This is a genomic window from Kitasatospora sp. DSM 101779 (genome assembly GCF_025655475.1).
Taxonomy (GTDB): Bacteria; Actinomycetota; Actinomycetes; order Streptomycetales; family Streptomycetaceae; genus Kitasatospora.
The window spans coordinates 7,069,513-7,082,911 of sequence record NZ_JAHTIK010000001.1; the positions used below are offsets into that span (position 1 = coordinate 7,069,513).

The 13,399-nt window shown below is 75.0% G+C and carries 13 protein-coding genes; 10 read left to right on the top strand and 3 right to left on the bottom strand.

Annotated features, from left to right (window positions below; genetic code table 11):
- Positions 1-17: 17 nt before the first annotated feature.
- Complete coding sequence (locus tag KSNIM_RS32045) at positions 18-749, bottom strand: hypothetical protein (protein WP_263106645.1); 732 nt, start codon at positions 747-749, stop codon at positions 18-20.
- Positions 750-819: 70 nt separating this feature from the next.
- Between KSNIM_RS32045 and KSNIM_RS32050 the strand changes: the two genes are divergently transcribed.
- The 7 genes from KSNIM_RS32050 (at position 820) to KSNIM_RS32080 (ending at position 5,621) form a co-directional block, all read left to right on the top strand.
- Positions 820-1,104 carry a hypothetical protein gene (locus KSNIM_RS32050; RefSeq protein ID WP_263106646.1) on the top strand — a complete coding sequence of 95 codons (285 nt, stop codon included), beginning with the start codon at positions 820-822 and terminating at the stop codon, positions 1,102-1,104.
- A 54-nt stretch (positions 1,105-1,158) separates the two neighbouring features.
- A complete protein-coding gene (locus KSNIM_RS32055) occupies positions 1,159-1,503 on the top strand; it encodes a S26 family signal peptidase (protein ID WP_263106647.1) in 345 nt (114 codons plus the stop codon).
- 178 nt (positions 1,504-1,681) lie between these two features.
- Positions 1,682-2,704 (top strand): Acg family FMN-binding oxidoreductase, encoded by a 1,023-nt coding sequence (locus KSNIM_RS32060; protein ID WP_263106648.1) that lies wholly within the window; start codon positions 1,682-1,684, stop codon positions 2,702-2,704.
- A gap of 233 nt (positions 2,705-2,937) precedes the next feature.
- Positions 2,938-3,255 (top strand): hypothetical protein, encoded by a 318-nt coding sequence (locus KSNIM_RS32065; RefSeq protein ID WP_263106649.1) that lies wholly within the window; start codon positions 2,938-2,940, stop codon positions 3,253-3,255.
- Positions 3,252-4,247, top strand: coding sequence for a WXG100 family type VII secretion target (locus KSNIM_RS32070; protein ID WP_263106650.1), 996 nt, complete (start codon positions 3,252-3,254; stop codon positions 4,245-4,247). Before KSNIM_RS32065 ends, KSNIM_RS32070 begins: the two co-directional genes overlap by 4 nt.
- Complete coding sequence (locus KSNIM_RS32075; RefSeq protein ID WP_263106651.1) at positions 4,247-4,888, top strand: hypothetical protein; 642 nt, start codon at positions 4,247-4,249, stop codon at positions 4,886-4,888. Before KSNIM_RS32070 ends, KSNIM_RS32075 begins: the two co-directional genes overlap by 1 nt.
- Before the next feature lie 103 nt (positions 4,889-4,991).
- Complete coding sequence (locus KSNIM_RS32080) at positions 4,992-5,621, top strand: hypothetical protein (RefSeq protein WP_263106652.1); 630 nt, start codon at positions 4,992-4,994, stop codon at positions 5,619-5,621.
- A 173-nt stretch (positions 5,622-5,794) separates the two neighbouring features.
- On the opposite strand, the gene KSNIM_RS32085 is transcribed toward KSNIM_RS32080, so the two are convergent.
- Positions 5,795-6,901 carry an NAD(P) transhydrogenase subunit alpha gene (locus KSNIM_RS32085; protein WP_263106653.1) on the bottom strand — a complete coding sequence of 369 codons (1,107 nt, stop codon included), beginning with the start codon at positions 6,899-6,901 and terminating at the stop codon, positions 5,795-5,797.
- Positions 6,902-7,015: 114 nt separating this feature from the next.
- On the opposite strand from KSNIM_RS32085, the gene KSNIM_RS32090 reads away from it, so the two are divergent.
- Positions 7,016-10,618 (top strand): hydantoinase B/oxoprolinase family protein, encoded by a 3,603-nt coding sequence (locus tag KSNIM_RS32090; RefSeq protein ID WP_263106654.1) that lies wholly within the window; start codon positions 7,016-7,018, stop codon positions 10,616-10,618.
- Positions 10,619-10,933: 315 nt separating this feature from the next.
- Entirely contained in the window at positions 10,934-11,491 is a 558-nt protein-coding gene (locus KSNIM_RS32095; RefSeq protein ID WP_263106655.1) for a DUF3291 domain-containing protein, read from the top strand.
- 50 nt (positions 11,492-11,541) lie between these two features.
- Here the strand turns inward: KSNIM_RS32095 and KSNIM_RS32100 are convergent, their stop codons facing one another.
- Complete coding sequence (locus KSNIM_RS32100; RefSeq protein WP_263106656.1) at positions 11,542-12,519, bottom strand: LysR family transcriptional regulator; 978 nt, start codon at positions 12,517-12,519, stop codon at positions 11,542-11,544.
- A 220-nt stretch (positions 12,520-12,739) separates the two neighbouring features.
- Here KSNIM_RS32100 and snpA point away from each other — a divergent pair, with 220 nt between their 5' ends.
- Positions 12,740-13,378, top strand: coding sequence for a snapalysin (gene snpA / locus KSNIM_RS32105; protein WP_263106657.1), 639 nt, complete (start codon positions 12,740-12,742; stop codon positions 13,376-13,378).
- Positions 13,379-13,399 lie beyond the last annotated feature (21 nt).

Below are 13,399 nucleotides of genomic sequence, written 5' to 3' on the forward strand. Positions count from 1 at the left end.
CGCCGGTCCTCCGGCGGCTAGCGGGCTGTTCGGACGGCCGGGACGAGGCGCGGCGGACCTCGCCGGCCCACCGCGTGCGCCAGGGCGGGCTGCCGCGGCCGACGCGCCGGACGCACCACCGGGCGGACCGTCCGCGGCGGCTCGTGCCGGAACGGCGCCAGCAGCAGCAGCACCAGCGGCGCGAACACCTCGGCCAGCGTCCGGACGGCCGCCACCACGGCGGCCAGTGCCGCCTCGCCGCGCCACAGCAGCAGCGAACAGGCGAGTGCCGCCGCCAGGTGCGCGGCGGCCATGCCCGGCGACATGCCGTGCAGCAACGCCGTACCGCCACCGGCCGGACGGCCGTGCAGGCCGTGGGCGTGCCCGGCCGCAGCACCGAGCGCGGCCGGGTCGAGCCCGGCGGCCCGCGCCAGCTCCACCGGATCCACCCCGTCCGGGGCTTCGCCGTGCACGCACAGCAGCAGCCGGAGGAGGTCGGCGGAGGGCGGCGCGACGGGCCGCGCCGCCGTCTGTTCGAAGAACAGGTGCAGGGCGGCCTGGGCCGCCGTCATCCAGCCGGCGATCGCCGCGATGCCGCGCCGCCGTCCGGCCAGCAGCCACGTCCCTGCCGCCGTCCCGCCCGCCGCGGCGCCGAGCACCGACACCGGGACCGGCTGCCCGGAGACGGCGGCGTGCCCCAGCGCGGCCAGCGCCACGCACACCGTGGCGAAGACCGCGACACGCAGGAGGCGGAACTGACAGAGAATCACAACCCGGACATCCTCGCATCCACCGGACCGCTGCGCCGAACCGCCCCCGCCCGCCCGCTAACCTGCCGCGATGAAGGTCCATCTGCTCTGGCACATCGCCCACCACAACGAGGCCGGCGAGGACGGTGCCACCCTGCACCTCGACGGCGACACCCCGTTCCTCGACGAACAGGACGGCGACGACGCCAAGCTGCTCGGCGTCTACTCGACGCAGGCCCTGGCCGAGGAGCGGATCCGCCGGGCCCGCCCGCTGCCGGGCTTCGCCGAGGAGCCGGACTGCTTCCAGATCGTCGGGTACACGCTCGACCGGGACGAGTGGACCGAGGGCTTCGTCCGGCTCCCGGCGGCGGAATAGTCGCGGCGGAATAATCGGTGGGCCCGCCCCGGGGGCTCTGTCACGATCGGGCGCATGGGAGTGCTGGACGGGGTGGCGGGCCGGGTCGCCGGCGGGGAGACGGTGGAGTTCCGGCCGAGCGGTTCGTCGATGGTGCCGCTGATCCGCAGCCGGCAGCCGGTGGTCGTGGCCCCGGTCGATCCGTCGAAGCTGCAGATCGGCGACATCGTGCTGGTCCGGGTCGCCGGGACGGTGTACCTGCACCTGGTGTCCGCCCTGGAACCGCCCCGCCGGCGGGTGCAGATCAGCAACAACCGCGGCCGGGTGAACGGCTGGACGGGGTACGAGCGGGTCTTCGGCATCTGCCTGTCGGTCGACGGCGTACCCCGGCCCGGCGCGGCACAGAAGGCACGTCCCTGAGCAGTGCACCGTGAGCAGCAGCTCCGGCCGGAACGCAGCCCCGAGCGGCACCGTCCGGGCCGTCCGGGCGCCGGGGACCCCCGGCCGGGCGCGATGGGTCGTTGGGCCCTACCGGGTGCCCGCCGGTGCGGCGCACGCTCGAAGCACCGACGGCACCCGCGGCAAGGAGTGATCCATCATGATCAGCCCGGCCCTCACCCCTGACGAGCTCCGCGCCCTGGCCACCGCCGGCGGCGCCGCACCCTCCCTGCACAACAGCCAGCCGTGGCGGTTCCGGCCGAGCGCCGATCTGCGCCGCCTGGAGGTGTACGCGGACTACCGGCGGGCCGTCCCGATCACCGACCCCGACGGGCGGGCGCTGCACATCTCGATCGGCGCCGCGCTGTTCAACCTGCGGGTCGCCGCCGTCCACCTCGGCCGCGCCCCCGTGCTGCGGCTGCAGCCCGGCCACCTCGGCCGGCAGCCGATCGCCGAGCTCGACCTCGCCGAGGGACGGGACGAGGGGCCGGAGCCGTTCGGCCGCGACCTCTACCCGGCGGTGTTCCTCCGCCACTCCAGCCGCGAACCGTTCGCCAACCGGGACGTGCCCGAAGCGGTGCTCGGCGAGCTCCTCGCCGCCGCCCGCGCCGAGGGCACGGTCATGACCGCGCTGGAGGAGGCCGAAGTGCGGCGGGTGCTCGACCTGACCGCGGAGGCGGAGGCGCGGATCGCCGCCGACGTGGCGCGTCAGGCTGAGACCCGCACCTGGCTGCGGCCCGAGACGCCGGCCGTGGACGGCATCCCGGCCACGGCACTCGGCCCGCAGGACCACGACGCCCGGGTGCCGATGCGCAGCTTCACCGGCCGCCCGCCCGCGCCCGCCACCCTCGCCCCACCTCCCACCCGGCGGTTCGAGGCCCTGCCGCAGCTGGCCACCCTGACCACCCACGGCGACCGCGAGACCGACTGGCTGCGGGCCGGCCAGGCGATGGAACGCGTCTGGCTGCTCGCCACCCTGCACGGGCTGCGCGTCTCCGTCCTCCACCAGGCCGTCGAGTGGCCGGACACCCGGGGGCTGCTCCGGGACCCCGAGCAGGGCCCGGGCCACGTCCAGCTGGTGCTGCGCTTCGGCTACGGCCCGCCGGGTGCCACCACCCCGCGCCGCCCGGTCGACGAGATCCTCGACCTGCCCGCCGCGCCGGGTTCCGCGCAGGGAATGTGACGGATCCGCAGGCGAACGGTGAACGCATCGAACGCCGGATCTGACGGAATGCCACATCGCTTTAGTGGAAACCGGTCTGACGATGCGCCGGATTCGGGCGGAATTCCCGCTCCGGCCGGGCACCGGCCCTGGGAATCGGCCGCGCCGGGCCCCCAGTAAGGTCCTCTCGAACAAATCCGCGGTGCGCTCCTCGCGCCGCGGAGGAACGACGGTCAGAGGGTCCTGGGAACTGAATGAGTGAGCCGGATTTCCGGGTGCGTCCGGACGCACTGCAGCGGTACGCGGCACTGGTGGAACAGCAGAACGCGCGGCTGGCAGCCGTGCGGGACACGCTCGCCGGGGTGGAGGTGCCGGCCGGAGCGTTCGGCCACCTGCCCGACTCGGAGGAGCTCCGCGACGGCCACCACGAGCACGCACAGGCCGAGCAGGACAACCTGGCCGACCTCATGGAGGTCCTGGACCACGTGAGCGGGGGCCTGGAGGCCTGTGCGGCCGACTACCGCGACAGCGAGGACGAGGTCGGCCGCGGCGTCGCCGGTGGTGTCCGATGACCACCGCCGCCGAGGTCGCGGGCGCCTACAAGTGGACCCGCGACTGGATGAAGGAGCCGCTGCTGCCGCTCCCCGAGATCCACAACCCCGCACAGGGCGCCATCGACGAGGGGCTGGACGACGCCGTCCGCTGGGCCCTGGAGAAGTCCGGCCTGATGGGATGGCTGGAGAAGGTCACCGGTGACGCCGACGCCCTCACCGCCGCCGCCCGGACGTGGCAGGACCAGGCGCGGGCCACCCGGGAGGTCGCCGAGGAGTTGCGCCGTGGCGGCGAGGCGCTCGCCGACGACTGGCACGGGCAGGCCTCCGCCGCGTTCGGCCGCCACATGGGCCAGGCCGTCGAGGCGGTCGACGCCACCGCCGAGGACATGGCGCAGACCGCGCAGATCCTCAGCCAGGCCGCCGCGGAGTGCCGCCTCGCCGAGGACCTGGTGGTCGAGATCATCCGCGAGGCGATCGAATGGATCGCCGTCACCCTGGCCGCCGGCCTGGTCGCCGACATCCTGACCCTGGGCCTCGCGACCGTCGTCGACGCCCTCGTGGTCGAGGCCGAGATGCTGGTCTTCCTCGCCCGGGTGGAGAAGGTCTCGGTCAGCCTCGCCCGCAAGCTGCGCACCCTGCGCCGGCTCATCAAGGAGATGCGCGAGGCCGAGAAGGCGGGCGCCGCCCTCAAGCGCGCCAACGCGGCCCGCAAGGCGGTCGGCCGGATGCGCAAGGGCGGCAAGTCGGCGTTCAACCCCGGCACCTGGGCCAACCCGTACAAGTCGCCGGAGCGGTTCCTGACCTCCACCGCGCTCAAGGGGTTCCAGGGCGCGGTCGCCGAGCCCCTGCTGCAGGGCGCCACCGGCCTCACCGGTTCGCCCACCGCGCCGATCGGAGACGCCTTCAACAGCGACACCAACATCGACGCGATCGCCCGGGACGTGGACGGCCGCCCAGCGGCCCCCGCCTACCGGGTGCCGAAGAGCCGGATCGAGGAGGCCTTCGGCTGATGGCCCCCGCGAACCACGCCTCCGACCAGGCCTACCGCGAGCGCCTGCACCGCTGGGCGCAACTGCCGCTGCCCCGGCTGCAGCCGGGCGAACAGCTGTACGGCGTCGCCGATGTCGGCCTCGACCGCTACGTCCGCCGCGGGCTGCCCAGGCGTCACCGGACGGCCGTCCGCCCGCCGCAGGCACCGGCCGCGCGCCGGCGCGGCTGCCTGCCGGCCGTCCTGCTGCTGCCGCTGCAACTCCTCGACCTCGAGGGCTTCGTCGAGGCGGTCGGCGAGTCCACCGTCCGCGGCCTGCGGCGGGCCTTCCACGGGCGGCCGTTCTCCGGCGGCTGGGGCAGCCGGGCCGGCCGCTTCGTGATCGCCGTCCGGACGGGGCCGAGCACCCACCGCCGGTTCCGGCACGGCCGCACCCTGCTCGCCGTCACCGACCGGCGGGTGCTGCTGGTCGACCACGACCACGGCGAACTGATGGCCTCCTTCCCGCGTCCGGAGCTGGCCCGCACCGGCACCGTCCGCTCCCGGCAGCCCGAACGCGTCGACCTCGTCTTCGCGGACGGCTCCCATATCGCCGTCGTCGCCCGTTCCCACGCGTACGCGCAGGGCGTGCGCGCGCTCGTCGACGGGTACGGCCCGCACTGATCCCGGCACCCGCCGACCGCGCGATCCCCGGGGGGCTGCGCGGTCCGCCGCGGCGGACCAGGATGGAAGGGGCGGCGGGAGAGCGCCGCGGAGGGAGAGCACCATGGCGCAGCACACCGACCGGCCCGCCACCGAGCGGCCGGCCGCCCTGCTCGGACTCGCCGCCGAGGCCCTGCGGTGCGCCTCCGCGGCAGCCCTGGGCACCACCTCCGGCGCCGCGGTGGACGACGCCGTGATCGCCGCCGAACGCGCCCTGCAGCCGCTCCGGGACGCCGTCGAGCAGGACGCCGCCGCGCTGCTCGCCCGCTCCGCCCCCGAACCGGCCGGCACCCTGGCCCTGCTGGCCCGGGTGCACCTCGGCGCGGACGTCCAGCAGCTCGGCGAACTCGCCCGCCGCATCACCGAGACCGCCGCCGCCCGCGGCACCCGCGGCCCCCTCCCGGCGGACCTGCGCCGCCCGTTGGAGACGATGGCCGCCCTCGGCCTCGCCATGCTCGCGACCGCGGCCCGGAGCCTGCCCGACCCCCGCAGCGACCACCTCGCCGACCTGCACGGCGACCGCACCGAAATGGCCCGCCACCAGTCCGTGCTGTACGCCCGGCTGCTCGACGCCGACCCGCCGCCGGCACGGGCCGACACCGTCGACGCCGTCCTGCTCTCCGGCCACTACGACGGCTGCGCCCACCACGCCCTCTCCGCCGCGCGCCACGCCGCGCTCTTCGCCGGCCGCTGAGCGTCCCGCCGTTCGAGCGTGCTGCGTTTGAGCGTCCCGCCGTTCGAGCGTGCTGCGTTTGAGCGTCCCGCCGTTCGAGCGTCCCGCGTTTCGAGGGTGCTGCGGTTCGAGCGTCGCGCCGTTCGAGCGTGCCGCGGCTCCGCAGCCCCGGGCGGCCGGTGACACGCCCCGCGCTAGGGCAGCCCGGCGGCGGCCGTCGCCTCCCGCAGCAGCCCCGCCGTGCGGGGGTCGAGGACGGTGCCGGCGTGGGCGACGACCGCACCGGCGAGTTCCGGGTCCGCCGGGTCGACGGTCAGCAGACCGTCCGGCACGAGGACGGCGAGCAGCGCCGCCAGGACCTGCGCGTAGGCGGTGGAGGCCGTCGTCGGCACCGCCGCGGCGAGCTCGCCCGCGCCGACCACCAGCACACCGCCGACCGTCCGCTCGGCACCCGGCACGGCCGGTTCGACCGACCGCCCGTCGGCGTCGCAGACCAGGTCCACCACCACCGAGCCGGGCCGCAGCGAACGGACGGCCGCCGTGTCCACGGCCGTCGGTGCGGCGTCGGTGCTGCTGATCACCACGTCGAAGCGGGACAGTACGGCGGCCCGGCGCCGGACGTCCCACGAGCCGAGCGGCAGCACGAATCCGCCGTGCGCGGCGATCGCCGCCTGGACCGCCCGCCCGGTGTCGTACGCGTGGACGGTGGCGCCGAGCCGGCGTGCCGTGTCGATCGCCCGCAGCCCGGCCGGGCCCGCGCCGAGCACCAGGACGAGGGCGGGTTCGGCGACGCCGCCGGCGAACTCCCGGCCGAGCCGGTCCGCAGCGAGCAGGACGGCCTTGTAGCCGGCCAGCGCGGCCTGCCCGGCGCCCGCGTCCAGCCGCCCCGGAGGCAGGCCGGGCCGGGTGGCCGGGTCGGTGCCGATCAGGGTCAGTCCGGCGTCCGCCCACCGGCGCACCAGGTGCGGCGCCCGGTGCGGGCGGAGCAGACAGATCAGCACCTGGCCCCGGTGCAGCCGGGCGACGGTCTCCGCGGTCGGCCGCCGGACGGCGGCCAGGACGTCCGCCCGGGCGGCGAGTTCCCCGCCGGCGACGATCTGTGCACCCGCCGCCGCGTAGGAGGAGTCCGGGAATCCGGCGGCCGCCCCGGCACCGGCCTCGACCAGGACGTCCACCCCGAGCTCGCGGACACCCGGCACCGCGCGCGGCACGAGCGCCACCCGCCGCTCGCCCGGAAGACCCTCGCGGCACACGCCCAGCACCACGGCCGCCATCGCCACTCCCGACCTGCCCGTGTCCACCTCCAGTATCCCCGCGCCGCGGCGTCCCCGGGTGACCGCCGTGCCCCTGTTTGCGGTGCCCGCAGGCCCGGCCGGAGACTGGACGTACGCGGGGTTCCCCGCTGGGAGGCGGCCGTGGCAGCACCGGGCTGGCAGTTCTGGGTGGACCGCGGCGGCACCTTCACCGATGTCGTCGCCCGGCGCCCGGACGGCCGGATCACCACCTGCAAGGTGCTCTCCGAGGACCGCACCCACCGCGACCCGGCGGTCTCCGGCATCCGCACCCTGCTCGGACTCGGCCCGGACGACCCGCTCGCGGACGTGCCGATCGACGCCGTCCGGATGGGCACCACGGTCGCCACCAACGCCCTGCTGGAGCGCACCGGCGAGCGCACCGCCCTGGTGGTGACCCGCGGTTTCGGCGACGCCCTGCGGATCGGCTACCAGAACCGCCCGCACATCTTCGCCCGCGAGATCGTCCTTCCCGAGCAGCTCCACGAGCGGGTGATCGAGGCGGACGAGCGGATCGCCGCCGACGGCACCGTGCTGCGCCCGCCCGACCTCGACGCGCTCGGCGAGGCCCTGCGCGCCGCGCACCGGGACGGAATCCGCTCGGTTGCGGTGGCCTGCCTGCACAGCCATCTGCACCCCGGCCACGAGCAGCTGATCGGCGAGGCGGCCCGCGGCGCGGGCTTCGCCCAGGTGTCGCTGTCCAGCGAGGTCAGCCCGCTGATGAAGCTGGTGCCGCGCGGCGACACCACCGTGGTGGACGCCTACCTGTCGCCGGTGCTGCGCCGCTACGTCGAGCAGGTCGCGGACGCGCTGCACGGGGTGCGGCTGATGTTCATGCAGTCCAACGGCGGGCTGGCCGAGGCCGGGCACTTCCGCGGCAAGGACGCCGTCCTCTCCGGCCCGGCCGGCGGCATCGTCGGCATGGCCCGGATGTCCGAACTCGTCGGCCACGACCGGGTGATCGGCTTCGACATGGGCGGCACCTCGACCGACGTCTCGCACTACGCGGGCGCGTACGAGCGGGTGTTCACCACCCAGGTGGCCGGGGTGCGGCTGCGTGCGCCGATGCTGGCGATCCACACCGTGGCGGCCGGCGGCGGCTCGGTGCTGCACTTCGACGGCAGCCGCTACCGGGTCGGCCCGGACTCGGCCGGCGCCGTGCCCGGGCCGACCTGCTACCGCGGCGGCGGCCCGCTCACCGTCACGGACGCCAACCTGATGCTGGGCCGGATCCAACCCGACCGCTTCCCGAGGGTGTTCGGCCCCGGGGGCGACGAGCCGCTCGACCTCGCCACCGTCCGGCAGCGGTTCGCCGCGCTCGCGGCCGACATCCGGGCCCGTACCGGCGACGAGCGCGGCCCGGAGGAGGTCGCCGAGGGATTCCTGCGGATCGCCGTCGCCAACATCGCCAACGCGGTGAAGCGGGTCTCCGTCCAGCAGGGGCACGACGTCACCCGGTACGCGCTGACCGTCTTCGGCGGGGCCGGCGGCCAGCACGCCTGCGCGGTCGCCGACGCACTGGGCATCCGCACCGTGGTCGTCCCGCCGCTGGCCGGGATGCTGTCCGCCCTCGGCATCGGCCTGGCCGACACCGCCGTCCTGCGCGAGCAGTCGGTCGAAACCCGGCTGGAGGCCGCCGCGATGCCCCGGATCGACGCGCTCGCCGAGGAGTTGGCGACCGCCGCCCGGGCAGAGCTCCACGCCCAGGGCATCCCGGAGGAGCGCATCCGCACCACGTGCCGGGCGCACCTGCGCTACGACGGCACCGACACCGCCGTCCCCGTCGAGCTCGCGGCCGCTCCGGCCATGACCGCAGCCTTCGAGACCGAGCACCGGTCGGTGTACTCCTTCCTGATGGACCGTCCGATCGTGGTGGAGTCGCTCGCCGTCGAGGCCACCGGACTCACCGAGCAGCCCGACCTCGCCCCGCTCGGCGCACCCCCGGACGGGTCCGCCGCCGTCGGGTCCGGACCGGAGCACGTCACGCTCTGGTCGGCCGGCCGCCGACGGCGGGCCGCACTGCTCCGCCGGGAGGAACTGCGGCCCGGGCAGGGCGTCACCGGGCCGGCCGTCCTCACCGAGGACGGCTCCACCACGGTGGTCGACGAGGGCTGGCGGGCGACCCGCGACCCGCTCGGCCACCTGCTGCTGGAACGCACCGCCCCGCCCGCCGGGGCCGACGCCACCGCCGCGGCCGATCCGGTGCTGCTGGAGGTCTTCAACAACCTCTTCATGGCGATCGCCCAACAGATGGGCGCCCGGCTGGAATCCACCGCGCAGTCGGTCAACATCAAGGAACGGCTGGACTTCTCCTGTGCCCTCTTCGACCCGGAGGGCAACCTGGTCGCCAACGCCCCGCACATCCCCGTCCACCTCGGCTCGATGGGCACCACCGTCAAGGAGGTGCTGCGCCGTCGCGCCGGTACGGTGCGGCCGGGTGACGCCTACGCGGTCAACGACCCGTACCACGGCGGCACCCACCTGCCCGACATCACCGTGGTGACCCCGGTCTTCGACCGCGCGGGCGAGCGGATCCTGTTCTTCGTCGCCTCCCGCGGCCACCACGCCGAGATCGGCGGCATGACGCCCGGGTCCATGCCGGCCGCCAGCCGCCGGATCGAGGAGGAGGGCGTGCTCTTCGACGACTGGCTGCTGGTCGAGGACGGCCGGCTCCGTGAGGCCGAGACCCGCAGGCTGCTCACCTCCGCCCGCTACCCGTCCCGCAACCCGGACGCCAACCTCGCCGACCTGCGGGCGCAGATCGCCGCCAACCGCAAGGGCGTCGACGAGGTCGGCGCGATGATCGAGCACTTCGGCCTCGACGTGGTGCAGGCGTACATGCGGCACGTCCAGGACAACGCGGCCGAGGCCGTCCGCCGGGTGATCGACCGGCTCGCCGAGGGCAGCTGCCGCTACGAGACCGACGCGGGCGCCGTGATCGCCGTCCGGGTCGCGGTGGACCGGCAGCGGCGCACCGCCACGGTGGACTTCACCGGCAGCTCGCCGCAGCTGCCCGGCAACCTCAACGCCCCCTCGGCGGTGGTCACCGCGGCGGTGCTCTACGTCTTCCGCACCCTGGTGGCCGACGACATCCCGCTCAACGACGGCTGTCTGCGGCCGCTGCGGATCGTGGTGCCGCCCGGCTCGATGCTGGCGCCCGAGCCGCCGGCGGCCGTCGTCGCCGGCAACGTCGAGACCTCGCAGGGCCTGGTCGGGGCGCTGTACGCGGCGCTGGGCGTGCAGGCGGAGGGCTCCGGCACGATGAACAACGTCAGCTTCGGCAACCGCCGCCACCAGTACTACGAGACCCTGGGCTCCGGCTCCGGCGCGGGAGAGGGCTTCGACGGCGCCCCGGTCGTGCAGACCCATATGACCAACTCCCGCCTCACCGACCCCGAAGTGCTGGAGTGGCGACTGCCGGTGCTGCTGGAGGAGTACGCCGTGCGGCCGGGCAGCGGCGGCGCCGGGCGGTGGCGCGGCGGCGACGGCGCGGTGCGCCGGCTGCGCTTTCGCGAGCCGATGACCGTCAGCCTGCTCACCGGCCACCGCCGCGTCCCGCCGTACGGCCTGGCGGGCGGCGCCCCCGGCGCACTCGGCGCCAACCGGATCGAGCGCGCCGACGGCACGGTCGAGCACCTGGCCGGCTGCGACTCCGCCGAGGTCGCGCCCGGCGACGTCCTGGTGATCGAGACACCGGGCGGCGGCGGCTACGGCCCACCCCCGTAGGGACACGGACTCGGGGCAGACCGGCGCCCTGCGGGTCGCCGGCACCACGCAGCCTGCCCCGACCGTCACCGCCCCGGCCTCCGCACATGACCGGAGCAGGAGGCCACGGGGACGGGGAGAACGCAACTTCGACATGGCCCGCGGAAGCGGCTACCTTCACCTGGTCCTCGGCGATCGCCCACGGTCGCACCGGAGTTCATCCGGGCCGAGCCACCCGCGACGGGACGAGTGGGTCACGCCCCATGAATCCTCGCCCCGTGCCCGAGCCGCCGAGCCGGGTCCACCCCCAGGCACCCCCCGACCAGGGAGAGACGCATGCCCCATCTCGCGCTGTACACATTCGGCGTCCTGAAGTCACCTCTCGCCGATCCCGCACCTCTCACGGACGAGTTCTACGACATCGGCGAGGCCGTCTACCGGAGGATCAGCCAGCACCCCGGGTACCTCGCTCGTGCTGAAGCGGCGGACGCCGAGCGGGGCGCACTCTTCGAGGCGGACTGGGGCGCGTGGGGAGAGTTCGCCGTGCCGACCTGGTACGGCAAGGGCCGTACGGCGGAAACCACCGCCCTGGCCACGACCCTCTCGCTCTGGACCGACCTGCGCCCCGCCGTGGACGCCGTCTACACCGGTCTGCACCGTGAGGCGCTGAACAGGCGTCACGACTGGTTCGAGCGGACCGCACACCCGGGTTACGTGTTCTGGTGGGTCTCCGACGGCGTGATACCCACCTGGCAGGAGGGGGTCGCCAGGCTGGAACACCTCCACGACCACGGCTCCGCGCCGCACGCCTTCACCCTCCACCACGCGTTCGACCCGGGCGGAACTCCGACCGGGATCAAGGGCACCGGGCCGAAGCGCGAGCAGGACCGCTGACGAGGTATCCGAACGGGGCGCGGACTGCCCGGTTGCCCCGGCCGTGCGTCTCAGGCACCCGCAGGGGCGAGGAGCTGGCGCAGGGAGCGGTTGTGGCGGCGGAGCCACGCGCGGTAGGCGGGATTGACGCTGGCCAGGTCGAGGTAGGCCCGGCGGAGGTCGGTGTACAGGTCGTCGAGCACCTGGCCGCCGACCGCGCCGGGCCGCCAGGTGAGCAACAGCCGGACGGCGAACGGGTCCCCGTGCACCGGCCGCAGCACCGTGCCGGGGCCGGGCGGTGAGGTGGGCTGGCAGGGGCGGACGGCCTCGCCGGAGGCGACGAGCTCCGCGGCGGTGGCGTTGTCCCGGACCTGGACGACCCGCGGGTCGAGGCCGGCCCCGGCGAAGACCCGGCGCAGCGCGGCGTACTCGTGGTCGGCCGTCGGGTCGACCATCCAGGTGTCCTCGGCGAGGTCGGCGAGCCTGACGACCGGCCGGGCCGCCGCGGGGTGGCCCTCGGCGAGGGCGACGAACTGCGGTTCGCGGGCCAGCAGCACGCGCTGCTCGGTGCCGGGCGGCACCCGGAGCGGGAAGCCCTCGCTCTCGTGCACGAAGGCGATGTCGAGCTGTTCCGCGGCGACCATCTGCAGCAGGGCGATCGCCGAGATGTCGATGTGGATGGTGGTGTCGGTGTCCGGGAGCCGGTCGTGGACGCGGCGCAGCCAGGCGGCGACCGCGCGGCTGCCGACGCTGCCGATCCGCAGCGGCCGCCGGCCCGGTCCGGCGGCCTCCTCGCGGGCGGCGGCGACCAGGGCGTCCATCTCGCTGATGACGGGTCTGGCCCGGGAGAGCACCGAGTGGCCGAGGGCGGTGGGGCGGCTGCCGGTCTGCTCGCGGGTGAACAGCCGTCCGCCGATGGTCCGTTCGATGCGGTGCAGCTGGGTGGTGAGCGACGGCTGGGTCATGCCGAGCCGGCGGGCGGCCTTCCGGACGCTGCCGGTGTCCGCGATCGCGCACAGCACCCGCAGGTGTCGGACGTCGAGCTCCACGACGGGAGCATAACCAGGCGGCGGCTTTCCGCCAAGTGCATGTCAAGGAGTGCTCACGGAACGTCAAAGCGCCCACGGGCAGAGGGTATTGCTCCGGGCTATCGCCGGTTGGCATCTCCGCCGGTCCGCCGCCGCTGGCGCAAGCTCGGTGCAACAAACCGTCACCGTGTCCCGACGGGCCTCCCCACGGCCCCCGGGACCCGCGAATGGAGTCCCCCACATGAATCGCTCCATGACCGTGCTCGCCGCTGCCCTCGGACTGGTCCTCGCGGCCGGCGCCGCCGCGGTTCCCGCCGCCGCGGCCCCCGTCCAGCAGGGCGCCCAGGGCTACACCTCCTCCGCGGGCCACGCCGGCACGTCCGCCGAGGAGGCCGGCAACAAGGCGTTCTACCAGGCCGTGATGAAGTCGGCACTGGCCAAGCAGGCCGCCCACCCCTACCTGAAGGCCGTCGTCGTCACCTACGACGCCAGCCGGGCGCCGTCCTTCGCGAGCGTCATCTCGCAGAGCGCCCAGATCTGGAACAGCTCGGTGAGCAACGTCCAGCTGCGCTCCGGGAGCAACGCGGACTTCCGCTACTACGAGGGCAACGACTCGCGCGGCTCCTACGCCAGCACCGACGGCCACGGCAGCGGCTACATCTTCCTCGACTACGCGCAGAACCGGCAGTACAGCTCGCTGCGGGTCACCGCGCACGAGACCGGCCACGTGCTCGGCCTGCCCGACCACTACTCCGGCCCGTGCAGCGAGCTGATGTCCGGCGGCGGCCCCGGCACCTCCTGCACCAACCCCTACCCGAACTCCACCGAGAAGCGCAAGGTCAACTCCCTCTGGGCGAACGGCTTCGCCGCCGTCGGCTGACACCCGCACCGAACGCCGGCG